The sequence below is a fragment of the Halovivax limisalsi genome (genome assembly GCF_023093535.1).
Taxonomy (GTDB): domain Archaea; phylum Halobacteriota; class Halobacteria; order Halobacteriales; family Natrialbaceae; genus Halovivax; species Halovivax limisalsi.
This window is the reverse complement of sequence record NZ_CP095757.1, coordinates 3,734,656-3,760,449: the sequence shown is the minus strand read 5'-3', so window position 1 is coordinate 3,760,449 and position 25,794 is coordinate 3,734,656. Positions and strand designations below refer to the sequence as shown.

Sequence of the window (25,794 nt, the reverse complement as noted above, 5' to 3'; positions counted from 1 at the left end):
TTCCGGGGATCCGGCGGCGACCCGGCGAGAAGGCGGCGAATCGTTCGGCGACGAACCACTGGTCTCTAGGTTTGCAGGCTCCGGTTATATCCGGAATATTGCACCTACGATTGGATATGCATCGACTTCGATCGATCGGATTCTGGCTCGTACTCGTCGCGACGATCACCGCGATCCCGATGGCCGCTGCGACGGTGACAGCGAGTGGGTCGGCCGCTTCCGGGCCGACCGCGGCGGCCGCATCGGCGACCCCCGCATCGGTCGGGGAGTCCCCGACGGCCCTCCAGACCGGTGGCGGGTGCGGGTACGTCTCGCTCTACGAGGAGACGATCGCCTCGATCGCCCAGATACAGACGGCGGGCGGCCTCGGCTCGGGCTTCGTCTACGCCGTGGAGAACGGGACGACCTACGTCGTGACCAACGAGCACGTCGTCGACCCGAGCCGGCAGCGGGGCGGGCCGGGTGGACCCGGTGACGGACCCGGCGTTCCCGGGAGCGACGCCGGCGGGGCCGGTGACGGATCGGCTGAAACCGGCGACGCGCCGGGCGAATCCGAGAACGAATCGGATGATGGCGCCGACGGAGGCGACGATGCCGAGAGCGAAACGAGCGGGACCATCGGCGTCCGATTCGACGACGGCGACCTCCACCCGGCGACGGTCGTCGGCACCTCCGTCTTCGCCGACCTCGCGGTCGTCAGCGTCGAGGCTACGCCAGAGGGGACCGAGGCGCTTCCCGTCCAGACCGAGACGCCCCAGCCCGGCCAGCCCGTCGCGGCGATCGGGAGCCCGTACGGCCTCCAGAGTACGATCACTTCGGGCATCGTCAGCGGGGTGGATCGGACGATGCCGACTCGAGCGGGCCAGCTTCCCAACGCGATCCAGACCGACGCGCCGATCAACCCCGGCAACAGCGGCGGGCCCCTCGTCGACTGCGAGAGCGGCGACGTCCTCGGCGTCAATCGCGCCGGCGGCGGCGAGAACATCGGTTTCGCCATCTCGGGCGCGATGGTCGAGCGAATCGTCCCCGAGCTGATCGAGACCGGCGAGTGGAACGCTCCCTACATCGGGATTCGACCGATCACGCTCTCGCAACCGATCGTCGCGGCGAACGACCTCGAGGTGACCGAGGGCGTCTACGTCGTCGACGTGGTCGAGGACGGGCCCGCCAGCGGCGTCCTCCAGGGCGCCCAGGACGCGACGACGATCGATCAGCGGCCGATCCCCACCGGCGGCGACGTCATCGTCGCCGTCGATGGCCAGAACGTGAGTTCGCGGGAGGAGCTGCTCTCGTACCTGCTGATGGAGACCGAACCCGGCGACACGGTCGAGCTGACCGTGATTCGAGGCGGCGAGGAACAGACCGTCGAGGTGACGCTCGACGAGCGACCGGAGCCGACGATGGGTGGCTCGTAACGATCGCTGCGATGACCACGCTGGGTCGGGACGGCCGCGTCGGTGCGAGGGACGATCGGTGTGACGACGACGGTGACCGCTGTGATCACCTGTCGCGGTCCCGACTCAGCGACCGGACGGGTCGGTCACACCTCGAGTTGCCGGCGGTGCCAGCCGGTCGAGCCGTCCGGCGTGGCATCCCGCTCCTGTGACGTCTGGACCGTCCCGTCCCGGGTGATCGCGCGGACGACGATGTCGAACGTCGACCGATCCGGCGCGTCGAACGCGTAGCGCCAGCGACGCCACGCGTGCGGTGCGATCGGGGCTTCGAGTTCGGCCTCGTGCCACCGGTCGCCGCCGGTGACGCTGACCTCGACGGTCGCGATCTCCTCGACGCCGGTCTCGAGGCCGCCGAAGGCGACGCCGCCGATCACGACGCGCGTGCCCCGTCGTTCCGCCCCGCGAACGTACGAGGCGGTGTTGACGACCGCCCGTTCGCTCCAGCCGCGTTTCTCCCAGTACGCGTCGTGATCCGCCGCCGCGAGTTCGATCCGGGTGACCCACTTGGTCATCTTCATGCCGTACCGACCGGGGACGAGCAGCCGGGCGGGGAACCCGTGCTCGACCGTGAGCGTCCGATCTCCCATCCCGTAGGCGATCAGGACGTCCTCGCGTTCGACCAGGTCGTACGGGATGGCCTCGCTGTAGCCGTCGACCGCGTGGGTGACCACGTCGACTGCGTCGCCCCGCGGCGCCGCGGCCGCGACCAGCTCGGAGAGCGGGACGCCGACCCAGTGGCTGGTCCCGACGAGGTCGCCGCCAACCGGGTTCGAGATGCAACACATCGTCGTCGTCTGTTCGACGCGACCCTCGTGGGTCAGCAGGTCGTCGTAGGAGAGCGAGTAGGGTTCCTCGACCGCGCCGTCGATATCGAGCGTCCACGAGTCGACGTCGACGACCGGGTCGGAGAGGTTTTTGTCGACGACGTAGTGTTCGGTGGGGTGGGTGACCGCGCTCGGCATCCCGTCGAAGTCGTAGGCTGCGTCGCCGGTCGGCGGGTCGACGGAACTGGGGAGCGCCTCGCCCGCCCGCTCGGCCGTCGCGTCCGAAACGAGCCGATCGAACACTGCGCGAAGGGCGCCCGCAGACAGGAGTCCGACCGCGGCGACGCCGCCGGCCCGCCGGAGGAAGCCCCGCCGGTTCCCCGGCCCGGGTGCGTCGGTCAAGATCCTCGCGGCGACGAACGGCGCGGCGACGGCCAGGACGAGCGCCGCGAACGAGCGGAGCGCGACGGGCGCCCCGGCGGCGATGAAGAGGAGTCCCGTCGCGAGGGTACACCCGGCGAGGCTGAGGGTCGTCCGGTGGTTGGCGAGAGCGAGCGGCGACCGATCGATCACTGACTCGACTCGCGGCCAGGTAACTCCAGCGAGCGTCGTGGCGGCGAGGATGGCGGCCGCGACGCCCCCGACGAGCACCGGCTGCGCGGCGAAGCCGAGGGCGTCGATGGCCGTCGTCGCGACCCATCCGGGCGCGTGCCGAATGACCGCCTGTGCGAGCGCGACGACGGCGAACTCGCCGATCAGCGGCGCGACGGTCGCCAGCCCGACGAGCCACGCCGCGCCGACGAGAAAACCGATCGTCGCCCGTCGCCAGCGGTCGGGGCGATCCGGCTGCCGGGGAGTCGTTCCTGTGTGTGCCATGCCCGAGGAATGTGGTAGTCACTCCCTAGCATGTGGCTGTACTAGTAGGTTTCGTTGGCGACCCGGACGGCAGTCCTCGTCGATCCGCGACCGCGATCGGCCTCACCGTTCGTCCGACACCGTGGTCGAACACGCCGGTGGCCTACGGTCGGCCCGAACGCTCGGATCAACCCCCGTCGAGCCCGGCAACTGCGGTCAGCGCCCTGACAGTGGTTCGTCGCTCGTGAACAACCAGCAGGCGCCCAGGACCTCAGCCGCGTGAGGGTGTCAGGTTCCGAACCGCTCTCGAAACTGCTCGACGTACGGATTACCGCGCCAGCTCCGGAGGTCCGCCATTTCGGCGAGACAATCGTTTGCATCGTCTGTCGAGAGGACACCCCGGAGCGTGAATACCTCCAACAGTTTGGGCGACGTAAGCAGGCGTGACTCGGAAAGCAGCGCGTGGACGGTGGAAAGTTCGTGGTACTCGTCACACAAAAACGCGGCCGCAGTCGTGTCGTTCGCCAGTGCGATTGCTGCGGTTTCGCCGTCGTCGAGCGGGTACGATGGATGGGTGTCGGGATCCTGAACGTGTGTTTCGTCGAGTTGATCGAGCGCTCTCGTCGCTGCGGACGCGTGCGCATCGTCGTAGCCAGCGATTTCCTCCAGTTCGCGTTCGACGGCGGGTGGGATACGGACGTCGTACTCTCGAAACAGCAGCCGTAGCGGCGTCCCCTCGTCCGCGATAGCGAGGCTAACCAGCGCCGATGTGTCGGCGACCAGCACCATTACAGATCCGCGATCTCCTCGGCGAGCGCGTCATCGTCGAGCTGGTCTTTCAGGAGGCGGAGATTTTCCGCTTCTTTCGGACCGAGGATCGCTTTCACGTGTGGATACTCGATCACCCCGTCGTAGTACGCGTTCGCGATGTCTCGTTTGACGTCGTCGCTCTCGGTCGATTCACTGAGGTACGTCCGGAGGGCGTCGATGATGACGTCAGTCCGGTCCCGATCCTCGGCGGTTGCGAGGACGTCGGCCTGTTCGATGAGTTGCTCGGGGGCCCGAAACTGGACGCGTTTGCTCGAGCTCATAGATGTACATTTGTACACACGACGGTTAAACGTTTGCCTCGGTGTCGAGGGCACTGTTCAGATAATACTTCGAGTAATCAGACTACTGGCACCGATTTAAAAGCCCCTGGTACTCTCGACTCCCGCGGCTCGCTGTGATCTTCGGTCACTCACTTTGTTCGTTCCCTGTGGTTCTTGCGTCGCCGGGGTTCGCCGAGAACACCAGCCCCTTTTATTCCCGCCCGGAGTCTTTCGTGCCGGCCACATTCGCTTATCTGAACACCACCGGGCATACTGACCCAAAACACTAATTGATCGGATCCCTCCCGTGAAATATGATTGACGTGGAAGACCGGAATGGAGAAGACGAGGAGCCGGAGCCCATCGACCAGGCCATAGAGGAAACACTCGAGTTCAACTTCACATCGTTGGAGGATGTGAAAGAGACGCTCCAGAATTGATTGCTCATTTTACAGCTAGTATTCCGGAACCGGCGGAATTTTGGGTAGGGACCGTCAGTCTCGGTGACGAAACCCGTATCGCAATTCCGCCCACAGTCCGCGAAGCAATCGCACGTGCACGAGAAAGCACGCCGGACACGTGCTGACGCAGCTGTTGGAGCTCACCCAGGCGGGCTACAAACCGACAAAATCAGGGCACTAAACAGGGTTCATCGCCACCCTCGTCGAGAGACCAACCGTTGGTAAGCAACGTGCAGACGGTTATCGAGAAGGAAATCTGTAGTTCAAACTGGTTACCGAGAATTTCACAGAGATTAGAGCTCAAAAACGTCGAAGAACCCAAAATACTCCCAATATCCAGTAGATATAATACCTGTTAGTTCGTAGACCAATTCGGAAGCTCGCGTCTCCACACCGGTCGCTGGGGGCATGCGCCGAGATAGAAATGCCCCGGGTGTTTGAGGCACCCGAGACGCGGCTTCCAAATCCCATCGAGGATTTAGTCGCCATGTTACGCAACACACCACCGAGACAAAAAGGTCTCGCACACCCGTGGTCTAGAGAGTCGAATCGCTATCCGTCGTCCACTTTCGGTTTCGGGGATTGGGGATCGAAGTGTACCAGTTGGTCTGTCCGACCGGATCGGAGGCGACTCGGATGAAATCCGTCGAGCGAGCCGGCGGCGGGGTCGGCGACACGACACGCGATTGCGAGTGCTATCGGTGTGATCGTGATGTGGTATCCTCGAAACTCTTCGAGATTACCGTCGAACCGCCGGATGTGCTTTCGAGTCAGTACCAGCCGGTGGTTCGGCGCTGCTGTCCGGACTGTGCAGCCAGTATGGGGATGTTGGAGTTCACGGATCGGTGGAAAGGGAGTGCACACCTGAGATAACCGCTTAAATATCGCGATTTGGGACCTGTTTCATCAGTTTTCGATTGAACGTACCGCCGTCTTCGCCCTCGTGAACTCGCCGGTGACAGTTCGGGCAGCGGGCGATCACACAGTTGAGTCATGGAGCAACGCCCTGGTATCGTCGTTATGCCGGCAGACGGTGCTCGGATAGGAGTTTGACGAAGTGAGGCGGTGGCGTTTCTGATGCTATATCCGAAACCAGCTGCATCATTGGTTGTATCAGCCAGATCGACCTGGTAGGGTCGGGCTGGATCCACAGCAAGCCAGGACCACACCGGAGTGACTACGCTATGGACGCATGTACGCGTAGCCTTCGGATTGCAACCGCGTCACTTCGACGGCACCCTCTGGGACGGTTTCGATTCCCGCGACGAGATCCGATTCGTCCATGTCCTTCATCGCTAGCGTATTGCTACAGGCCTTGAACGAGACGCCGTCGTCTACCAACCCCTGTATCTGTTCCTCGGTCTCCGCGCCGCGTTTCGCCGCCGATATTCCCCCGGCCTGCACGACGACCGCGACATCGTCGATACGGCCGGTCTCGTCGTCCAGGAGGTTTCTGGCGATCGCGAGGGCCGTTTCCTGTTCGGTTTCGTCTCCCGAGAGGAGATGAACGACGGATTGCATACACCACTCCACAACCGTAGCGTGACTGAAGAGTTGCTGCTTGCAAAAACGGGAATTGGACACCGTTCCAGCAGTATGCATAGCTCTGGAGCCAGGTTTCGGACGGTTCCGGATCGGCATTTCTGCAGCAATTAAGCACCAGTGCTCCCGAGCCCAGTCACTCACCCTCCATTTCCAGTTCCACCACTCGCTCCCGCCGACTGCACAACTTTTCGACCCCACCGACCCGGTCTCTGGGATCCGGAAACGCGCATTCCGCGATCGAAAACCGGACTCGACCGTCCTCGCGCCGACACCGGAGGTACACCGGGACCAGTTCGATCTCCGCAGGTACCGACTCCGCGATGGCCAGCAACGGGTACACCAGTTTGTGCTTCGCGAGCGACGCGCGCTCACCCGTCTTCGCTTCGATGACGAACAGCGCCAGCTCGCCGTCCCGGTGTTCGGCGAACAGCGTGTCGATCTCGACCTGGCCCGAGCGGTGCCGGACCGTCTCCGGCAGGTCCCCGCGCGGCCTGACGTCGAACGAGAACGTCGACTGGCCCGTCGCCGGCGGCGCGAGCGCGCCGGTTCGATCGAGGTCCAGCGCCGCCGACAACACTCCGGACGCCAGGCCGAGGTTCACCAGCGAGGATTCCGACATCGAAGGGAGCAGCTCGAAGCTCAACAGCCGATCCGATTCCAGCGATCCGATCGACTCCGCGGTCCTGTCGCCGAAGAGCGCCTCGTCCCGCAGGAAGTAGTCCTCGACACCATCGGCCGCCTCGACGAGGACGAATCCCGTCCCGCGGCCGTCGGGCACCGACCCCATCCGGAGCACCATCGCGCCCGCCTCGTGCAACGCCGGGTCCAGGTCGCCCAGCGAGTCCACGGAGATGTACCGCGGCGTCCGCGGACTCGCCTCGATCCCGTGGCGATCGACGTACCCGCGAAAGGACGTCGGGCCGAAGACGGCCCCATCGGACTCGCGAAGCTCCGACAGCGCCGGTTCGAACACCATTCAGACGCCTGTTTTCGGGTTAGGACCCTGAAGCCACTGGCCGATTGGTACCGTGACGCCGTGGCACTCGTGCACGACAGGGGGCAATCAGGGGTGATCGTCCGGTACGCGGACGTATCCCAGCGTGTCGAAGTCACAGTCGAACGAGAACACGTGGTCGATATCGTGGGTCTCCGCCAGTGCAGCCGAGAGGTGATCGACCAGCGAGATGGCCTGATCGTCGTAGCGATCGAAGGTCTCACACGCCCGCTGAAAGGAGTGCTGATCGTCCGACAGGACGACGAACAGATCGCTGTTTCGAATCGTCGAAAGCGCCGTTGACGCAGCGGTGTGGCCGATATTGTACAACAGCAACCGCGTCAACTCGCCGAGGACGTATCGGCTGGTGTACAACGGGCGGTGCCGAAGGGTCCCGTCGCGTATGTCCGAGAGGATGGAGACTGTTCGTTCGTGGTGGTCGTCGTCAGAATCGAACCTGGCGTAAAGCGGGCCGGTATCCACGAACAGTGGGTGAAAGGCACCGATCGAGTCGGTCATCGGTCCGGATCGATCGTTCGATCGAGTGCGCCGTCGATGTCCGCGGCTGTGTCGGTGACGCCGCTCGAGAACGATGGTGCGGTAAACAACGGATCTTCGGTTGGCGCGGTGTTGGAGTCACCGGCCAGTTTCGCGTCGAGAGCGGTGAGTGCCCCTATTCTGGTCTCTCCCCGGGCACTCACGTCGGTCGCCTCGTCGGTCGCCACCCACCGCCCGTCCTCGTAGCTGAGGTGTATGGCCGTCGTCTCGGGCGTATCACGTGTGTCTGTACTCATTGGCCTGGGTTGGAACGGATTTGTCGCTCTGTGGTCGAAAGGGCGTTCCTGAACGATTGTTGGGCGTGATCACATATAAACTTCCGCCGGCCCGCAGTCACGCTCGACAGGATGGATTACGCGAGCCGTGTTCAGAAGAATCGGCGCAAGTGAATACGACTAGACCCGTTCCGATCGGCCATCGTCGACGATCGACTCGAGGGAATCGCCGCCGCTCGCTTCCTGTCGTACGACCTTCAGACCGACTGTGCGGTCGTGCTCGTCGATCACGGCTTGCATCCGCTCTCGAAGGCCCTCCGTGCGCGAGGTCCGTTCCCGCCCGATCGCCTACTACGGACTGCTCTCGCTCTCGTTTCCGGACAGGCGGGCTCAACGGGCACACTCTGGGGAATCGCGGTCACTGGCTGGCCCCTCGCGTTCGTTGTCGCGCTCTCCCCGAGGGCCGAGCGCGCCGCACTGCCCCGATTCTATCCACGCGGGCCGACTGAGCGACGGGTCGCGTCGAGACCACCCGGGTACTTTAGCGATGCTCGTCGTACGGAGCGGCGCGAGTGGACGGCTCTCGGTCGTCCACACCCGCCGCACCGAGTGTGATACCCATGACAGCCATCGCCAGATTCGAAGTCATCCCCGTCCACGACGGGAGCCTCTCGGAGGACATCGCACAGGCCGTCGACGCGCTCGACGAGTACGACGTGTCGTACGAACTGACGGCGACCGATACGGTCGTCGAGGCCGAGGACATCGACGAGGTGTTCGACGCGGTCAAAGCGGCCCACCACGCGGTCGATGGCGACCGAATCATCACGTCGCTGGAGATCGACGAGTACCGCTCCGCCGACCAGGACGCGGAGAGCCGCGTCGAGTCCGTCGCGAGCGTGCTGGGTCGGGAACCGAAGCGACCGGCCTGACAGCCCGCCAGGGCCTGCATCCGTCGCCGGCCCGCGGGCAAGTCAGGATCGTCGACCGGAGTGCCGACCGACCGGATGGCTATCGTCGTCCTGTGGTCGGTCAGACCGGTTCCCCCGCCCGTTCGAGTGCTGCCCGCGCTTCGTCGAGCAACCACGGCAGGCTGTCGGTCCCGAAGCGATCGACGTGGGTGTGCTTGATGGCGTGCGGCGACGCCTCGAACTCGGACGGCGTGAAGAACTTAGCGTCCGTCGCGTCCGACCCCGCCGCGAGCGAGCCGGTCGTCTGCGATCGCGCGACGGCGTAGTCGATGCCGACCATGTACTGCTCGGGGACGGGTTCGCCCGCCTCGTCGGTGACGTAGACGAGATCGGCGGGATCGACCGAGAGGCCGGTTTCTTCCTCGAGTTCGCGGGCCACCCCCTCGCGCGGCGATTCGCCGAGGAGCATCCGCCCGGAGGGCAGCTTCCACTCGTCCGGCGACCTGAAGTCTTCCACCAGGCAGATCGCGTCGCCGTCGAGGACGATCGCGCTCCCGCCCGGCGTCGGGTTGTAGAAGACGTAGTCCTCGCACGACTCGCACCGGTAGACCATCGGCGTCTCGACGATCCGTGGCTCGTCCGTCTCGGCGGGGTCGACCGACGACCCGCAGTACGGACAGTGCGTCGGTGGCTGGTTCATCGGTACCGCGGGACACGGATTCGCGACTGGTAAGACTACCGTCGAAACGATCGTGATAAAATGGGCGACGGGAGTGGCCGATGGTCGGGCCGGCCGGGGCGCTCGATCGAGCTCGTCGCGCTCCCGGTCGCGACCTATCCGCGCCGCTCGGCCCACAGCGGCTGTCGTTCGCGGTAGGTCAGCGTCCGCCAGAGCCACTCGAGCGGGCCGTAGCGGAAGAATCGGAGCCAGAGCACCGACAGCGGGATCTGGATCGCCCAGATGGCCAGCACGACGCCGAACGCTTCGACGCGCGAGACCCGGCCGAACAGGCCGAGGCCGTGGCCGTAGAAGATCGTCGTCGCGATCACCGACTGGAGGATGTAGTTCGTGAAGGCCATCCGACCGACCGCGGCGAGCGATCGGGTGACGACGCCGTCCGGTCGCCACCCGCTGAACAGCATCACCAGGCCGATGTACGCCCCGGCGAGCGCGATCGAGCCCCAGTAGTTGAACTGCCGGAAGAAGAGCGCCCCCTCGATCCCCCAGTCGAGCGACTCGATGTACCAGACGCCGGCCAGTATCGTCGCGAGGCCGGTGACGCCGCCCGCCAGGCCCAATCGGGCGTACCAGCCCGGCGAGCGGTCGTTCGTCAGCGCGCCCCACTTGTACAGCGCCATGCCGACGAGCATGAGCCCGCCGACGCGCCAGCCGGTGTAGGCCAGAAAGCCGCTCGTCTGGCGGCCGAAGGCGGAGGGCACCCGGTGGGAGAGCTGGTCGACCCAGCCGCCCTGGTAGGCCGCGATCTGGGCCTCGATCGCCGACTGCGCCGGGTCCCACGTGGCCGCGACGACGGACGGGTCGGCGGTCAGCGCCGCCATCGTCTCCGTGACGGAGGGGATCGCGAGGACGAGGACCCCCACGATCGCGAGCACGCGGGCGGGGAGGTCCCGGAACAGCACGACGACGAAGCCACAGAGGGCGTACGCGACGAGGATGTCGCCGTACCACACCAGGTAGGCGTGCAGTAGCCCGAAGACGAGCAACCAGCCGGTCCGCCAGTAGTGCAGGTCGAGCGTGGACTGGCCGCCCCGCTCCTCTCGCCCCGTAAAGAGGACGACGCCGCCGCCGAAGAGGATCGTAAACAGGGAGATGAACGTCCCCTGGACGAAGACGTGGCCGACGAACCAGACCCAGTAGTTCGCCCCGCCGAAGTCGCCGTAGACGTTCGGGTTCGCCAGCACCGACTCCGGCATCGAGAACACTCGGATGTTGATCACCAGGATGCCGAGCAGGGCGAATCCCCGCAGCGCGTCGAGCCCGACGATCCGCTCCGAGGGCGGCGTCGGACCGCTCGCGTCGGCTTCGGCGGCGGTAGCGCCGGTCTCGGGTTCGCCACTTTCCCCAGCTGTCGAGGCGTCTGCACTCATCGTGACCCTGAATTCGGTCTGTCACCGCCGGTCGGACGCTCACCGCCGGTCGGACGGTAACCGCCGCCGATTCGGGCGGCATCGAGCGCTCGTTCGCGACGGTCCGTCGATCCGCGAGGAGGCATCGTCTATCGCTCACGTAGCGGGGCCACTACAAAAAGGGGCTGGACCTGCGGTCGGGTCGGGCGGGCAGGATCCGCCGTCGGGTCGGGCCGGATTGGCGGTTGACCGATCCGTTGGGTCCCATCCCGGGTCGGCCAACGATCCTCGATGTCGTTCGCTCCTCGAGGGCCATCGTGCCTCGGCGTGCGAACCCTTCCCGAACGTTTATGACCCAGATCGCGGACACTCCCGTCATGGACGTCGGATATTTCGCCGCTCACGAGCAGTACGGCCCCGCGACGCTGCTCGATCACGTCGAGCGCGCGGCCGCCGCCGGCTTCGATACGGTCTGGACGAGCGATCACGTCCACCCGTGGTGGCACACGGACGCCCACTGCGGGGCCGCCTGGCCGTGGATGGGGGCGGCCCTCGAGCGCACGGACTCGATCCGGATCGGGACGGGAGTCACGCCGCCGATCGCCCGACTCCATCCGGCACTGATCGCGCAGAACTTCGCGACGCTGGGGGCGATGTACCCCGGCCGCGTCCACCTGGCGATCGGGACCGGCGAGGCGATGAACGAGGTGCCGCTGGGCTACGACTGGCCGGCCTACCCCGAACGGCGCGAGCGATTGATCGACGCCTGCGAGATCATCTCGCGGCTCTGGGACGGCGGCTTCACAACGTACGACGGCCATCACTGGCGCGTCGACACGATGAACCTCTACACCCTTCCCGCGGAGCGCGTCCCCCTCTACGTCGCCGGGAACGGCCCGAAGACGACCCGCGTGGCCGGCCGGTACGCCGACGGCTTCCTGACGCTTCGCGACGCCGACTTCTACGAGCGCGTGCTCGAACCCGCCCTCGAGGCGGGCGCCGCCGAGGCCGACCGCGACCCGGACGAGATCACCCGCGTCCGCCAGCTCCTCGTCTCATACCACCCCGACTACGACCGGGCGCTGGAGAGCACCGGATTCTGGCGCGGGCCGCCCGCGATCGGCTTCGACGACGACGTCTACGATCCGCGAGAGATCGAGGAGGCCGGGCGCGAGATCGCCCTCTCGGAGATGACCGACGAGTTCTTCGTCACCGACGACCCCGCCGAGATCCGCGAGAAACTCGCCTCGCTCGCCGAGGCGGGCTTCGACGAGGTCGAACTCCTCTCGTCGAGTCCCGATCAGGAGACGTTCGTCGAGGCGATGGAGTCCGAGGTCATCGGGCGGGTCTGAGAACGCGGCGAATCCTTTTGCCGACTCGCTCACCAGTGGCGGTATGGCCCCGGAAACGAGAGCGGAGACGGCCCCGGAAATCACTCGGATCGAACTGACCGAGTTCGGGTACCCGCTCGCGGACGTCGGCACGGACGACAACGGCTTCAACCTGGTCTACGAGCCGGGTTCGACGCTGGAGAGTTCGACGCTCGCGATCCGGGTCGAGACCGACGCGGGCGTCGCCGGCGAGTACGTCCTCGTCACCTCGACCGCGCCGGACCAGGTCGAAACGTGCGCGTCCTACCTCGTCGGGAAGAACCCGCTCGAACGCGAACGCCACTGGAGCGAGCTCAAACGCGGCCTGCGCAAGTACGACCGGATGGGGATCGGACCGCTCGACATCGCGCTGTGGGATCTGGCGGGCAAGCGCTACGACGCGCCGATTCACGAACTGCTCGGCACCTACCGCGAGCGCCTGCCCGCCTACGCCTCGACCTACCACGCCGACGACGCGGGCGGCCTCGACTCGCCCGAGGCCTACGCCGACTTCGCCGAAGCGTGCCTGGAACTGGGCTACGGCGGCTTCAAGATCCATGGCTGGGGCGGCAGCGACGCGCGGCGGGATATCGACCGCGAGGTCGAGACCGTCCGCGCCGTCGGCGAGCGTGTGGGCGACGAGATGGACCTCATGCACGATCCGGCCTGCGAGTACGAGACCTACGCCGACGCGCTCCGCGTCGGCCGCGCCTGCGACGAACAGGAGTACGTCTGGTACGAGGATCCCTATCGGGACGGCGGCATCTCCCAGCACGCCCACAACAAATTGCGCGAAGCGCTCGAGACGCCGCTCCTCCTGACCGAGCACGTCCGGGGGCTCGAACCGTACGCGGACTTCCTCGCGAGCGGGGCGACGGACTTCGCCCGCGCGGACCCCGAGTACGACGGCGGGATCACCGGCGCGATGAAGCGCGCCCGGATCGCCGAGGGATTCGGCCTCGACGTCGAGGTTCACGCGCCCGGACCCGCTCACCGTCACTGCATCGCGGCGACGCGCAACGCGAACTACTACGAGATCGCGCTGGTCCACCCCGACTGTCCAAATACGCAGCCGCCGATCTACGATGGTGACTATTCAGATCAGCTCGACGCTATCGATGCCGACGGCACCGTCCCGGTCCCCGACGGCCCCGGCCTCGGCGTCTCCTACGACTGGGACTACATCGACGCGAACGCGATCGATCGGACGGTCTTCGAGTGAGGAACTGACCGAGTGCGGAACGGCGGGATCGACCCAAGCGGATATCGCGATGACGGACGCGATACGATATCGGGACGCTCGTGTCCACGTAACCCGTCCGTCACTGTCGATCCTGTGATTTCGCTTTCGCCGCTCGCCGCCCCTCGCGAACGCGTTCGGCGGTTTCGTTCGACCAGAATCCCGCACCGAATAGGAGGTCTCGGTCGTCGGAAAGGACGCGTTCGAGGACATCGTTGTCACTCTCACCGTCGCGGCGCCGCCGCTCGATCTCTCGCACAACCGCTTCGGTAACCCGGATCCGTTCGGTCGGGGTGTCCATTTGCGTTGCAGTTGGCTGTAGCGCTAGTTGACAGTTCGGCCGGTGAATCAGACCGTGATCTCGAGACCCAGCTAACCGTATAGTGGAACCGTCTACAGCAGCGATCCAGCACCGAACCCATTCACGCGCCAGGTTTCACACCGTACTCACGGGGTTTTCGAGCGTCCCGATCCCCTCGATCGAGATCGAGACGACGTCGCCGTCCTGCAGGGTGAAGTCGTCGTCCGGAACCAGCGAGGTGCCGGTCAGCAGCACGGTCGTCTCGGGCAGGGTGTTGTGCCGCCGGAGGTGCGAGACGAGTTCCTCGCAGGTGCGGACCAGCTCGCTCGTCGCGGTCGACCCGTCGTAGACGACCGCACCGCTGCGGCGGATCGTCATCGAGAGGTCGAGATCGTGGGGGTCGTCGATCCGGTCGGTCGAGGCGACGCAGGGGCCGATGGCACAGGAGCGGTCGTAGAGCTTCGCCTGCGGGAGGTAGAGCGGGTTCTCGCCCTCGATCTCGCGGCTGCTGACGTCGTTCCCGATCGTGTAGCCGACGATCTCGCCGCGGTGGAGCACGACCCCGAGCTCCGGCTCGGGCACGTTCCAGTCCGAGTCTTCCCGGATGCCGATCGGCTCGCCGGGGCCGACGGTCCGTCGAGCGGTCGACTTGAAGAAGAGTTCGGGCCGGTCGGCCTCGTAGACGTCCAGGTAGACCTGCGGCATGTCGCTCTCGGCCTCGCGCGCCTGTTCGCTGATCGCGTAGGTGACGCCGGCGGCCCACACCTCCGCGGCCTCGACGGGGACCAGTTCCGTCCCCTCGATCGCGGCCCGGTCGACGGTCGGTGCGTCGCCGCGGTGCCGGCGCGCGATGTCGTCGACCGGCACCCCCGTCAGCTCACTCGCGCGGGCGAGGTCGGAGAATCCCCGCATCGATGCGTTCGCCGACGTCAGGTCGTACGCCGTGTCGCCGTCGACGGCGAGCAGGTGACGAGCGCTCGTCCCCCACTCGCTCCGGTAGTATCGCATCTCGTGGGCCGATTTCGGCCGGACGACCAAAGCCTTTCGGCGGCCTCACCGCTCGCGCGGACGACCGAAAGGCGTGTAATCGTCGGCGGTGTCGTTGTGACACGATGCCAACCACGTTCCAGAACTACGTCGACGGCGAGTGGGTCGACTCGGAGACCGGTGAAACGTTCGAGACCGCGAATCCGGCGGCGCCGGACGAGGTCGTCGGGCGATTCCAGCAATCGAGCGCGGCCGACGCGGACCGGGCGGTCGAGGCCGCGGCGACTGCGGCCGACGAGTGGGCGGACACGCCAGGGCCGAAGCGCGGGCGAATCCTCGAACGGACCGCGCGAGCGCTCCGCGACCGGCGCGAGGAACTGACGGAGACGCTCGTCCGCGAGGAGGGCAAGGCCGAACCCGAGGCCGCGGGCGAGGTCCAGCGAGCGATCGACATCTTCGGCTACTACGCCGGGAAGGCCCGGGACATCGGCGGCACCGTCAGCGGGTCGAGTTCGCCCGATCGCCGACTCTACACGGTCGAGGAACCCATCGGCGTGGCGGCGCTGATCACGCCGTGGAACTACCCGATCGCGATCCCGGCCTGGAAGATCGCGCCGGCGCTGGCCGCGGGCGCGACCGCCGTCTTCAAGCCCGCGACGCTCGCGCCGGCCGTCTCCGCCGCGATCGTCGAGGAACTGGACGAGGCGGGCCTGCCCGACGGTGCGCTCAACTACGTCACGGGTCCCGGGAGCGAAGTGGGCGACGCGCTCGCCACGCACTCGGACGTCGACGCCGTCTCGTTCACCGGGAGCACGATGGTCGGCGAGAGCCTCCGCGAGGCGGCGGCGCCCGACGGCAAGCGGATCCAGCTCGAGATGGGCGGGAAGAACCCCGTCGTCGTGAGCGAGCACGCCGACCTCGAGACGGCCGTCGACGTCGTCGCCGGCGGCGCCTTCGGCGTCACGGGCCAGGCCTGTACGGCCACGTCGCGCGCGATCGTCCACGAGTCCCGGTACGACGAGTTCGTCGATCGGCTGGTCGAACGGGCCGAATCGATCGAGATCGGACCGGGCCTCGACGGCTACCGGATGGGGCCGCAGGTCAGCGAGTCCGAACGCGACGGGACGCTCGATTACGTCGACGCCGGCACGCGCGAGGGCGCGACGCTCGAAACGGGCGGCGGCGTGCCGGAGGGCGATCGGTTCGCGGACGGCCACTTCGTCGAGCCGACCGTCTTCTCCGACGTCGACTCCGAGATGCGGATCGCCCAGGAGGAGATCTTCGGGCCGGTCGTCGCCGCCATTCCGACGAGCGGCTTCGACGAGGCCCTGGAGATCGCGAACGACGTCCGGTACGGCCTCTCGGCCGGGATCGTCACCGACGACCTCACGGAGGCCAACCGCTTCGTCGACGAGATCGAGGCCGGCGTCGTGAAGGTCAACGAGCGGACGACCGGCGTCGAACTCCACGTCCCCTTCGGCGGGCTGAAGGCCTCCTCGAGCGAGACGTTCCGCGAACAGGGCGAGGCCGGGCTGGACTTCTTCACGATCAGCAAGACCGCCTACGTGAATTACTAGCCCGGCCGACGGACCTCAGTACGATTCGACGGGAACGTCGAGGGTTTCGAAGTCCGTAACGTTTTTCGAAACCACCGTCGCGCCTAACTCGGCCGCCGCGCCGGCGACGAGTGCGTCGATAGAGAGCGAGTTAATCCGATCGCGCTGGATCGTTTCGTCGGCATAGAGCGGTGCTTCGAGCGCTGCCGTCTCCCACGCGACCGACTCCGTGACCGGGACGGTCCGGATCCACTCGAACTGCCGTCGGATCTCCGCGGCGTCGAACTGATCGACGAGACGTCGGCCGACGGCGATCTCTTTGAGATTCAGGGTCGTCGTGAAGAACGTCGCGTCTGCGGGCTGGGACTCGAGGTACGTCGCGACGTCGTCGTGACCGCCCCAGTGATGGATCAGGAAGGTCGTATCCAGGAGCTTACGTGTCATCCGATCCCTCGGTCGAGTCCGTCCCAACGTCTGCAAACGCCTCGATGGCCCTCCGTTGTCGGTCGGCGTATCCACCGCTGGATTGCTCCCTGGCGGTTTGCACCGCTGCTTCGAGGTCGGCTGCGTCCTCGTCCGGGAGGCGGCCGAACGTGTCGCGCCAGTCAGTGCGGGATTCGTCCATCAATCGATCGAGCAGGTCGGTGAAGCTCTCGTCTTCGCGCTTTCGCGCCCGTAAGCGCTCGTAAACGTCCTCTTGTACCCCGATGGTCTTCGTCCCCATATGTTGTGTTTGTATTTGTGTGTACAAAGGAGTTGCGCGACGATCGGTAGGGATGTCGACCAAGGAGCAATCGACCGGATGGGAAACGCAGTACCGGAGCGAACCAGCCGACTAGCCGATCACTCGTCGGCGGGTACCCCGGAACTCGAACGCCCACTCCCTGGCGCGCGCTGGCCTGGCGGCGAGACGTAGAACGATGGCGACTCCCAGGTGTCCCAGTGCTCGGGATTCTCGGGATCGCCGAGGGTGCGGAGCGCCTCGAGGGTCAGGGTATACCGACCTTTCGGGACGGGTCGTCGGTTGTCGCTCTCGCCGGCCGCCGTCCGGCCGTCCCAGACGTACTCGGTGTAGGTCTCGGGGTCGGGACTTCGCGAGACGTAGGACTGTTCGAGGACGGTGAACGTGTGTCCGGTCCGCTCGTGCTCGGCCGTGAGCCGCAGTTCCTGCGGGAAGTGACCGAAGAAGGCTTCGACGACGGCGACGGCCTCGCCGTCGACGATCCGGTCGATGGACTGCTGGAGGCGTGGCTCCCGTTCGACGAAGACGGCCTCGCCGTCGACGTACTCGTAGTAGCCGAACAGCGGGAGGTCCTGGTAGTCGCCCTCGTAGCCGCTGTAGGGGACCCGGAGGGCGTCGTGGTCGTCGTCGGTCGGGGTGAACGTGACGTAGCCGCCGTACTGGTGGTTCGGCAATCCGTTGTCCGGTGCGGTGATCGTCAGGTCGACCGAGATCGATCCGCCGGCGGGGACGGTCACGGTCTCCGGACCATCGAGCGCGCTGCCGGGCAGGAAAAAGCTGGGCGAGAAGGTGTTGACGGCGGTGCCGACGGTTCCCTCGTGGCCGAGTTCGTACGTGACGTCGGTCTCGCCCTCGTTGGTGAGGGTGACCGTCGCGTCGGTCTCCGTGCCGTCGCCAAGCGAGAGCTGGCCCGGCGCGAGACGCTGGTCCGCAGTGATCGCGTCGTCGATCTGGAGCATGCCCGCCCCCTGCCGGAACGAGTGATCGAGGTAACCGGTGTCGGGCGCGAGCGACCACGGCTGCGGTTCGGCGAGGTTCTGCAGGCGGTCGCGGACGTCGATCGGGTCGAGGTCGGGCTCGGCTTCGAGCAACAACGCGACGCTTCCCGCGACGTGCGGCGCGGCCATCGACGTGCCCGAGAGCATGGCGTAGCCGCCCTGTGCCAGCGGGTAGGTCGACGTGATCAGCCCGCCGGGGGCGGTGACGCTCGGGCCGAAGGCGAGTTCGACGTCCTGCCCGTACGAGGAAAAGGACGATAGCAAGCCGCCGTTCGGGTTCGGGACCGTCACCTCCTCGTCGGTGAACGTGAGGGTGACCGTCTCGCCCGATTCCAGCAGGTCGACCAGCGCCGCCCCGTCGGCGTCGCTAACGGCCGCGCCCCAGACGCCCTCGACGCCGGCGTCCTGGATCGTCCCGTTGAACAGCCCGGCGACGTTGTTGAAGATGACGACGCCCGTCGCGCCCGCTTCGACGGCGTTCTGGTACTTCTGGGCGAACGCGCAGTGGCCCCGTTCGATCAGGGCGACGTGGTCCGCGGGGAAGTCCTCGAAGTCGGTTGGGTCGCAGCCGAAGTAGCCCGTCTCGCCGCCCATCTCGCTCTCGGCCGGCAGCGCCAGCGAGGCGGATTCGCCCTCGGTCGGCGGCAGTTCCGCCCCGGAGAGTTCGAGATAGGGAACGGGATCCTCCAGCGCGTCGACCCCGAAGCCGGTGGCCGTGAGATGCGTGTTCTCGGCGCTGGCGACGCTGATCACGTCGTGGGCGTTCGCCGGCGCGCTCATGCTCCAGGCGCCGAGGTCGGCGTCGTTCCCGGCGGAGTTGACGACCGCGACGCCCTGCGAGACGAGTTCGTTGCTCGCCGCCGTCGTCGGGTACGCCTGACCCCACTGCAGGCTCGCCCCGAGCGACATGTTCACGACGTCCATCCCGTCCGCGTGGGCGTCCTCCAGCGCGGCAACGATGACGTCGGCCGTGCTCGAGCCCGTGTCGAAGATCTTGTACGCGCCGAGGGTGGCCTCGGGCGCGACGCCCGTCACCCCCTCGTCGTCGGCCGCGTCGGCGCCCACGATGCCGCTGACGTGCGTGCCGTGGCCCTGCGGATCCATCGGGTCGGGGTCCGGATCGGGTTCGTCGGCTCCCGGATCGCTCGGGTCGAATCCGGCGCCGACGTAGTCCCAGCCGTGACTGATTCGCGGATGCGCTTCGCCGTCGGGGCCGGTCAGCGTCCGGTCGTCCGCGCTCTCGGCGGTGTAGACGACCGACTCGTCGCCGCTCCCGCCCAGGTCGGGGTGGTTGTAGTCGACGCCGGTGTCGACCACCGCGACCGAGAGGCCCTCGCCCGTCAGGCCGAGTTCGGACTGCGCGACGTCGGCTCCCGTCATCGACAGGGCGGTCTCCAGCATGAGTTCCGCGTCCTCGGGGTCCGGCCGGTCGACGATCGCGACCGGGTAGACCGCCTCGACGCTATCGAGCGCCGTCATCGCCACGGCGTCGCCGAGGTCGGCGGTCACCGAGAGACCGTTCCACAGGCGGGTGAAGTCGCGGCGCTCGGCCACGTCCAGGCCCTCGGCTCGCACGTCGGCGCGGAACCGGGCCCGCTCGTTCGCTCGGGCGGTTGGATCCCCGCCGCGAACCCGCGGTTCACCCTCGAACGCGACGAACCACCGGTCGCGCGCCCAGCGATCGGACGCCGACTCGCGATCGTCCCACGGCGGTTCGCGACCCGGGTCGATCGGCGCTGGCGCCTCCTCGCCGGAGCTGGAGACGGTCCCGAACACCGCTCCGAGGCCCGCGACGCTCGCCAATTTCATGGCGGATCGGCGATCGAGTCGATACGTTCCGTCGTCGGCGTCTGTATTCCGTGTCATGACTCTCAGCCAGGAAGTCACGGCCACCGGCACCGTCGGCCGCCCTGAGGGTGCCAATCTGGCGTGACAGTCCGTGATTCCAATATTTGATTACAAGAATCTATGGTTATTTGATCCAGAAATGAAACCTTTATCGTGTTCAATTGGGCCGTTCGACCTGACACATACGGACCGGACGGTTCATACGTCGAGGACGCCTCTATCGAAGCATGCCCGAAGAAGTGCTGTTCAAGTCCGAATCCCGACAGTCACGAGCTGACGTCGCGGCCACCCTCCGATCGATCGCCGACAAGCTGGACGCCGGAGAGGCGATCACGCTGAGCGCGGGGAACGAGTCGGTCACGATGGAACCGCCCGCCAAGCCGACGTTCGAGGTCAAAGCCGAACGCGAGGGGCCGACCGACGGTCCCGGCGAGTTGAGCGTCGAGTTCGAACTCGAGTGGCCCGAAGACGCGACGGACGACTCCGGCGGTGACGGCGACCTCCGGATCGAGTGAACGCCTCCTGTGCACACTCGATCGTGGATCCGTCGATACGGCCGTCGATGGGCGTCGGGACCGGTGCCGTCCGTTGCAGGCGGCATCGTCGGTCGGCGTGTCCTGGGGCGTCGCCGACTGCAGCGGCGGCCTGCGTCGAGAGATCGTCGTACAGTCGGAGTGCGTGTCGGATCCGCTCGCGATACCGAGGATTTTCGCTCACGACTGCGCCGTTCGCTCTGAACCGCGCACGCTCCGAATCTCGCTGCTCGCGGGTCGTTCCTCCCCGCTCGCGATACCGAGGATTTCGCTCACGACTGCGCCGTTCGCTCAATCCTCGCTACTCACGGTTCCTCGGCGTGAAACGCCACCAGCCGGTGGGTCTGCCAGCCTGAATCGGCGGCCGTGTTGCCGTTGTGGAGCCGGCGCTGGGTGCGCAACTCGAGCATGTACGTACACGGCCTGGATACCTCGCCCGAGACGTCGAGCGAGCCGTTGTACGACTCCCCGTCGAGTGCCAACAGATCGGCTCCGCTCTCTTCGCCGCGGACGAACGACAGTTCGGACGTCCCGGCCGGGTCGTCGATCTCGGTCCAGGCGCTGGCGTCGGTCTCGTCCTCGTCGTTAGCGATCAGCCGGAGCTGGGCGCTGCCCGGGTGCGGGTGGTAGATCGTGTAGGCGGCCGTGACGCCGTCGGTCGTGATCGGGTCGCAGGAGTCGCCCGCGAGTTCCGCGATCTCGAGGGCGCCGAAGGTCCCGCTGTTGTCGACGACGGCGCGGTTGAGCGTCTGGCCGCTGGCCGGGACGGGCGTGACGGAGCCGTCGGACTCGACGACCCGGGCCTCGAACCGGACTGCGAAGCGCTCGACGTCGACCGTCTCGTCGGCCGGGAACGGGTCGCCCGGATCGACCGACGCGTCGGCGGGGTTCGATTGAGTGGTGAGTGCGGTCGTGTCGACGCGCATGAGCGAGTCGTTGTCGTAGAACTCGTAGGCCGCGGGGTCGACGTCGTCCGGCGCGGAGTTCGACAGCGCGCTGTCGACGCTCAGCCAGCCGTCCTCGTCGACGTCGGCCTGTCGCGCGTGGACGGGGAAGAAGTCGAAGGGGGCGTACCGGACGGCCACGCCGATCTTCGTCCGCCGGAAGGCGTCGGCGTTATCGATGTCGCCGACCGCATCGGTGAACGCGGCCTCGTCCATCGCCGGGTCGTCGTTTTCCGCGGTCGATTCGGCGAAGCGGAAGCGGTACTGGACGTCGTCGTAATCCGGATCGGTCACCGACGGCGTGTTGCCTCGCATCGAGAGGGTTCCGAACAGCGCCCACTTCTTCGCGCCGGCGTAGCCCGCGGCGTCGAAGTCGTTGAGCGAGTCCGCGTCCGGGACGTCGAACGCGCTCCCGACGCTGAACCAGGCCATCTGGGCTGCCTCCCCCGGGAGGTCGACGCAGAGGTCGGCGTGGGCGCACCGGCCGACGTCCTCCCGGCCTGGCTCGCGACCGTCCGACGGACCCTCCTCGAGGAGCGGGTCGCCGCCGGCGGTCTCCACCTCGAAGAACAGGTCCGGTCCGTGCGTCAGTTCGACCGGCAGGAACGGCGGCGGCACCTCCTCGAAATCCGACTCGGTGTAGTAGATGGTGTAGCCGCCGTCGCCGGCCGTAACGGCCGATCCGAGCGCTTCGTGCTGGACGATGTCGGCGTCCCTGGCGCGGACGGTCACCCCGGGGATCGGGGTCTCTTCCTGGGCACCGCAGTCGAGCACCCGACCACAGACCATCCGGCACGACAGCTGCTCGAGGACGTGACACCACTGCTTCTCGGTGAGGCAGTACTCCCACCGAGCGATCTGCCCGGTCTCCGACTCCTCCCACTCGGGTTCGTGGACCGTGATCGCGTGCTCGACGGGCGAGACGTCCTCGCGCCCCGCGGGATCGTCGACGAGGACGGCGATCACGACCGGGCCGCCGTCGTAAGCTTTCTCGTCGATCGACACCTCGAAGCGTCCTCCCTCGTCGATCTCGGCGTCGCCGATCGCCGGGAGGTCGTCTTGGGCCGGCGACACCGCGTCGAAGCTCCGCTTCGGACGGGCGGCGGCCAGCGCCGGGTCGAGGTCCTCATCCGGCCGATAGAGGACGATCGTCGACCCCGCGAGCGGGCGAGTCAGTTCGGGACACGGACGAACACACAGCCGACCGGTGAATTGGTAGTGCATGGTAGTCTCCGCCAGCCGTGGGAATCGATGGCTGACACCATACCGATCGCACTCCTACTATATACAACCATTCCTAAACGCGAATAAAAATAATTACGCTCCAGTAATTTTTATGGAAAATGAAATAGCCGCAGCGCACTGTTGGTATACTGAGAATTCCCGCTCGACGGAACGATATCTTCGATCGAGCGACCCGGTTCGCCTCCGCCGGGACGCTCGATCGGGCGGTGACGAGCGAGGCGCGCGGCCGGTCGGGAAGCCCAAGCGTTAGGGCCGTGGCGAACTCACAGGCGGTGTGTATGATGCGGCGCTACCGGAGGGATCGCGCGTGACCGATGGCGTGCCTGCGGAGACCAAGATCGCCGCGCTCGAGCGGCTTCGCGAGGAGATCCAAACCGAGTCCGTCCAGGAGACGGAACTGGCGGACCTCTACGCGGAGGTGACGACCAGCCCGGCCCAGCTGTGGAATCGGGCGACGGCCTTCGTCACCGTCCAGCCGACAGCGGACGGAGCAGACGAGACGAACGACGTCGGGACGGACGAAACGGCCAGCGGCGCGGACGGCGCGAACGGAACGGACGACGAGGCCGCAGACGGCCCGGACGACGAGGAAGCGATCCGGGCGGAAGCGGTCGTCACGGACGTCTCGAAGCTGGCGCGGGGCTGGTGGGCGCCCGAGATCGTCGACGACTGCGACGCGATGGTGACGGTCGACGTCACCCCGGGGTTACCGGCGGAGCGCTTCGTCCAGCTGGCGGTCGCGGAGATCGACGACTCGATCGAGGCGATCCGATCGGACGGGACGGACGATCGGGGGCCGCCGATATAGATCGGAAATCCGGGCGTCGGATAGCCGACGTAACGACGAGTGCCGGTGACCAAGTGGGAAAGACAGATACGGGTCGGGTGAGAGCGTTCGGGCAATGACGCGAAAGGTTTCTCGGCGGACTGTCCTGCAGGCGACGACGGTCTCCGGGCTTGCCGCGCTGGCCGGCTGTCAGCTCCCGCAGGATCCGGGGACGCCGGTCCGCGGCGCCTCGGGCGAGCCCGACGAGCAGACGCGACCCGAGGGCGTCCGACAGTTCCGTCGCTCGCTCGAGAACTGGGGCTACGAACCCGATGCGACGGTGCCGTCGACGGTCGAACGGGACTGGCGAGTCCCGGAAGTGAACACGGGCACTCACACCGCGGCGAAGGCGAGCGCGGTCCCCCTGCCCGACGACGGCGTCGTCATCGGCGGCGACAACGGCCTCCTGCGAGCGCTCTCGAGCGACGGCGAGGAGCTGTGGCGCGCCGAGACCGACATGGACGGCCGGGGCATCCACGGCACGCCGGTCGTCGCAGACGGGCGCGTCTACATCGGCGCGTACGACGGCGTCTGCTACGCGTTCGACGTCGAGACCGGCGATCCCGTCTGGGCGGAGGAGCTGGGCGGGTCGATCGGCTCGAGTCCGAAGCACGACGGCGAGCGCCTCTTCGTGGCGGTCGAGTACGCCGACCCGGAGGGGAGCACGTTCGCGCTCGATCCCGAGACGGGCGACGTGCTCTGGGAGGATCCAAACCACCTCCCGACGGATCACCCGCACTCGACGCCGGCGATCGACCCCAAGACGGGCCGGATGGTGCTGGGCTCGAACGACGGCAGCCTCTACGGCTGGGAGTACCCCTCGCTCGAACACGTCTGGACGTTCGACACCGAGCCCGACAACGGCACGAAGGGCGAGATCAAGGGCCCGATCGCGACCTACGACGGCGGCGCGTTCTTCGGCTCCTGGGACGAGCGCATCTATCGCGTCGACCTCGAGGACGGGACCGAGGACTGGCACCTCGAGACCGGCGGCCTCTCCATGACGGGCCCCGGCGTCGATCCGGTTCGCCACCTCGTCTTCGCCGGCAGTCACGACGGGAACTGCTACGCGCTCGATGCCGACGACGGCGACATCGAGTGGCAGTACCAGACGGGTCGGCCCCTGACCGGCTCGATCACGGTCTGTGCCGACACCGTGGTCTTCGGCTCGAAGGACCAGACGCTCTACGCGGTCGACTCCGACACCGGCGACGAGCGCTGGCACGTCGATCACGACGGCGTCGTCACGTCCACGCCGCTGGTCCACGACGGCGCGATCTACTACGCCGAGCGCGCTCCCGATCCGGACGGCGGCGACACGGACGGCGGCGCGTACAGGTTGGTTGCGGCCTGAGGCGATATCGATCGTATTCCGAATTGTCCATGCCCGTTGACGACTACTTCCAGAGTGCTTCGCCCTCGTCGAGCGTGATCACCGGTTGCCCCCAGTCAGGGCAATGGCGCCGTCTGGTGTAAGGAAAAATCTAATTAGTAAGGAACCCATTGTTGCGTAAGAGAACTGATGATCACAAAGGACGCCACGGTCACCAGCAAAGGGCAGGTAACGATTCCGAAGGAAATACGAGAGAAACTCGAACTCGACCCGGGATCCGAAGTCGAATTCGTTCTCGACGATACCGGCGCGATAACCGTTCGACCGAAAGAATCGACGATGGAGGCGCTACGATCGCTCAAAGAACGACTCGATGCGGACGACGTCGATCTAGACGAAATGCGCGAGGCGTCGAAACGCACCTGGAGCGACCATCTCGACGGAGCGAACTGAGATGGACTTTCTTGATTCGTGGATCTGGCTCGAATACCTCTTGGACGGCGATTCGTCCGCGGATGCGGAGGCGGTGATACGCGAGGCGGCGACTGAAGGTGGGCTCATCGCACCCACAGTGGTTGCAGAGGTCCGCTACCGCATACAATCTGTCGAGAGGCGAGAGCGCGCCGCGGAGGCAGTCGACATCCTGATGCAGTCGACCGAGATCGAAAGTATGCCGCTGATCGACGAGATCGCATCTCACGCGGCGGATCTCCGATACAAATATTACGAACGAGGAACGTGCGAACTCTCGTACGCGGACGCGATTCACGTCGCAACAGCCAGCCTCCACGACGACTGTGGGACGCTCTATACCGGCGATCCTGACTTCGTCGACGTCGAGGAAGTCGAAACGATCGTTCTCTAGCGGCGACGGGCAACCCGCTTTTACACTCCGCAACGGTAGGTGCGCCGTTCACACAGCGCACGTCGGGAGT

The 25,794-nt window shown here is 66.5% G+C and carries 25 protein-coding genes; 11 read left to right on the top strand and 14 right to left on the bottom strand.

The window, feature by feature from the left end; all coding sequences use genetic code 11:
- The first annotated feature begins 116 nt into the window (after positions 1-116).
- A complete protein-coding gene (locus MXA07_RS17480; RefSeq protein WP_247729873.1) occupies positions 117-1,415 on the top strand; it encodes a S1C family serine protease in 1,299 nt (432 codons plus the stop codon).
- 125 nt (positions 1,416-1,540) lie between these two features.
- Here the strand turns inward: MXA07_RS17480 and MXA07_RS17475 are convergent, their stop codons facing one another.
- The 3 genes from MXA07_RS17475 to MXA07_RS17465 all read right to left on the bottom strand — a co-directional run bounded on the left by MXA07_RS17475 (position 1,541) and on the right by MXA07_RS17465 (position 4,164).
- Positions 1,541-3,094 (bottom strand): molybdopterin-dependent oxidoreductase, encoded by a 1,554-nt coding sequence (locus MXA07_RS17475; protein ID WP_247729872.1) that lies wholly within the window; start codon positions 3,092-3,094, stop codon positions 1,541-1,543.
- A 267-nt stretch (positions 3,095-3,361) separates the two neighbouring features.
- On the bottom strand, positions 3,362-3,862 hold the full coding sequence (locus MXA07_RS17470) for a PIN domain-containing protein (RefSeq protein WP_247729871.1): 501 nt from the start codon (positions 3,860-3,862) through the stop codon (positions 3,362-3,364).
- A complete protein-coding gene (locus MXA07_RS17465) occupies positions 3,862-4,164 on the bottom strand; it encodes a ribbon-helix-helix domain-containing protein (protein WP_247729870.1) in 303 nt (100 codons plus the stop codon). Before MXA07_RS17465 ends, MXA07_RS17470 begins: the two co-directional genes overlap by 1 nt.
- Positions 4,165-4,478: 314 nt before the next feature.
- On the opposite strand from MXA07_RS17465, the gene MXA07_RS18220 reads away from it, so the two are divergent.
- A complete protein-coding gene (locus MXA07_RS18220) occupies positions 4,479-4,604 on the top strand; it encodes a hypothetical protein (protein ID WP_282102530.1) in 126 nt (41 codons plus the stop codon).
- Positions 4,605-5,807: 1,203 nt separating this feature from the next.
- Here the strand turns inward: MXA07_RS18220 and MXA07_RS17455 are convergent.
- The 4 genes from MXA07_RS17455 to MXA07_RS17440 form a co-directional block, all read right to left on the bottom strand.
- Positions 5,808-6,146 (bottom strand): DsrE family protein, encoded by a 339-nt coding sequence (locus tag MXA07_RS17455; RefSeq protein WP_247729868.1) that lies wholly within the window; start codon positions 6,144-6,146, stop codon positions 5,808-5,810.
- Positions 6,147-6,303: 157 nt separating this feature from the next.
- Positions 6,304-7,146, bottom strand: a complete 843-nt coding sequence (locus MXA07_RS17450; protein WP_247729867.1) for a DUF6997 domain-containing protein — start codon at positions 7,144-7,146, stop codon at positions 6,304-6,306.
- An 87-nt stretch (positions 7,147-7,233) separates the two neighbouring features.
- Positions 7,234-7,683: a type II toxin-antitoxin system VapC family toxin gene (locus MXA07_RS17445; protein WP_247729866.1), complete on the bottom strand. Its 450-nt coding sequence runs from the start codon at positions 7,681-7,683 to the stop codon at positions 7,234-7,236.
- Complete coding sequence (locus MXA07_RS17440) at positions 7,680-7,958, bottom strand: type II toxin-antitoxin system HicB family antitoxin (protein ID WP_247729865.1); 279 nt, start codon at positions 7,956-7,958, stop codon at positions 7,680-7,682. Before MXA07_RS17440 ends, MXA07_RS17445 begins: the two co-directional genes overlap by 4 nt.
- A 599-nt stretch (positions 7,959-8,557) precedes the next feature.
- On the opposite strand from MXA07_RS17440, the gene MXA07_RS17435 reads away from it, so the two are divergent.
- Positions 8,558-8,869: a thiamine-binding protein gene (locus MXA07_RS17435; protein ID WP_247729864.1), complete on the top strand. Its 312-nt coding sequence runs from the start codon at positions 8,558-8,560 to the stop codon at positions 8,867-8,869.
- 100 nt (positions 8,870-8,969) lie between these two features.
- Here the strand turns inward: MXA07_RS17435 and MXA07_RS17430 are convergent, their stop codons facing one another.
- Together MXA07_RS17430 and MXA07_RS17425 are read right to left on the bottom strand one after the other, a co-directional pair.
- On the bottom strand, positions 8,970-9,548 hold the full coding sequence (locus tag MXA07_RS17430) for an NUDIX domain-containing protein (RefSeq protein WP_247729863.1): 579 nt from the start codon (positions 9,546-9,548) through the stop codon (positions 8,970-8,972).
- A 134-nt stretch (positions 9,549-9,682) separates the two neighbouring features.
- Complete coding sequence (locus MXA07_RS17425) at positions 9,683-10,957, bottom strand: DUF418 domain-containing protein (protein ID WP_247729862.1); 1,275 nt, start codon at positions 10,955-10,957, stop codon at positions 9,683-9,685.
- Between the two features lie 356 nt (positions 10,958-11,313).
- On the opposite strand from MXA07_RS17425, the gene MXA07_RS17420 reads away from it, so the two are divergent.
- Positions 11,314-12,288 carry a TIGR03557 family F420-dependent LLM class oxidoreductase gene (locus MXA07_RS17420; protein WP_247729861.1) on the top strand — a complete coding sequence of 325 codons (975 nt, stop codon included), beginning with the start codon at positions 11,314-11,316 and terminating at the stop codon, positions 12,286-12,288.
- 43 nt (positions 12,289-12,331) lie between these two features.
- Positions 12,332-13,528, top strand: a complete 1,197-nt coding sequence (locus MXA07_RS17415) for an enolase C-terminal domain-like protein (protein ID WP_247729860.1) — start codon at positions 12,332-12,334, stop codon at positions 13,526-13,528.
- Between the two features lie 454 nt (positions 13,529-13,982).
- On the opposite strand, the gene MXA07_RS17410 is transcribed toward MXA07_RS17415, so the two are convergent.
- Complete coding sequence (locus tag MXA07_RS17410; protein WP_247729859.1) at positions 13,983-14,855, bottom strand: fumarylacetoacetate hydrolase family protein; 873 nt, start codon at positions 14,853-14,855, stop codon at positions 13,983-13,985.
- 104 nt (positions 14,856-14,959) lie between these two features.
- Here MXA07_RS17410 and xacF point away from each other — a divergent pair, with 104 nt between their 5' ends.
- Positions 14,960-16,411 carry a 2,5-dioxovalerate dehydrogenase gene (gene xacF, locus MXA07_RS17405; protein ID WP_247729858.1) on the top strand — a complete coding sequence of 484 codons (1,452 nt, stop codon included), beginning with the start codon at positions 14,960-14,962 and terminating at the stop codon, positions 16,409-16,411.
- A 15-nt stretch (positions 16,412-16,426) separates the two neighbouring features.
- Here xacF and MXA07_RS17400 read toward each other — a convergent pair whose 3' ends face one another.
- The 3 genes from MXA07_RS17400 to MXA07_RS18215 form a co-directional block, all read right to left on the bottom strand.
- Positions 16,427-16,834, bottom strand: coding sequence for a type II toxin-antitoxin system VapC family toxin (locus tag MXA07_RS17400; protein WP_247729857.1), 408 nt, complete (start codon positions 16,832-16,834; stop codon positions 16,427-16,429).
- Positions 16,824-17,114: an antitoxin VapB family protein gene (locus MXA07_RS17395; RefSeq protein ID WP_247729856.1), complete on the bottom strand. Its 291-nt coding sequence runs from the start codon at positions 17,112-17,114 to the stop codon at positions 16,824-16,826. The genes MXA07_RS17400 and MXA07_RS17395 overlap by 11 nt, the downstream gene beginning before the upstream one ends.
- A gap of 119 nt (positions 17,115-17,233) precedes the next feature.
- Positions 17,234-19,996, bottom strand: coding sequence for a S8 family serine peptidase (locus MXA07_RS18215; RefSeq protein WP_282102529.1), 2,763 nt, complete (start codon positions 19,994-19,996; stop codon positions 17,234-17,236).
- A 209-nt stretch (positions 19,997-20,205) separates the two neighbouring features.
- On the opposite strand from MXA07_RS18215, the gene MXA07_RS17380 reads away from it, so the two are divergent.
- Entirely contained in the window at positions 20,206-20,493 is a 288-nt protein-coding gene (locus MXA07_RS17380) for an amphi-Trp domain-containing protein (RefSeq protein WP_247729855.1), read from the top strand.
- A 323-nt stretch (positions 20,494-20,816) separates the two neighbouring features.
- On the opposite strand, the gene MXA07_RS17375 is transcribed toward MXA07_RS17380, so the two are convergent.
- Entirely contained in the window at positions 20,817-22,679 is a 1,863-nt protein-coding gene (locus MXA07_RS17375; protein ID WP_247729854.1) for a hypothetical protein, read from the bottom strand.
- Positions 22,680-23,007: 328 nt separating this feature from the next.
- On the opposite strand from MXA07_RS17375, the gene MXA07_RS17370 reads away from it, so the two are divergent.
- The 4 genes from MXA07_RS17370 (at position 23,008) to MXA07_RS17355 (ending at position 25,724) form a co-directional block, all read left to right on the top strand.
- The gene (locus MXA07_RS17370) at positions 23,008-23,508 is read left to right on the top strand and encodes a hypothetical protein (protein ID WP_247729853.1); all 501 of its coding nucleotides are present in this window, start codon (positions 23,008-23,010) and stop codon (positions 23,506-23,508) included.
- 94 nt (positions 23,509-23,602) lie between these two features.
- On the top strand, positions 23,603-24,880 hold the full coding sequence (locus MXA07_RS17365) for an outer membrane protein assembly factor BamB family protein (protein ID WP_247729852.1): 1,278 nt from the start codon (positions 23,603-23,605) through the stop codon (positions 24,878-24,880).
- A gap of 168 nt (positions 24,881-25,048) precedes the next feature.
- Entirely contained in the window at positions 25,049-25,312 is a 264-nt protein-coding gene (locus MXA07_RS17360; protein WP_247729851.1) for an AbrB/MazE/SpoVT family DNA-binding domain-containing protein, read from the top strand.
- Position 25,313: 1 nt separating this feature from the next.
- On the top strand, positions 25,314-25,724 hold the full coding sequence (locus tag MXA07_RS17355; RefSeq protein ID WP_247729850.1) for a PIN domain-containing protein: 411 nt from the start codon (positions 25,314-25,316) through the stop codon (positions 25,722-25,724).
- Positions 25,725-25,794 lie beyond the last annotated feature (70 nt).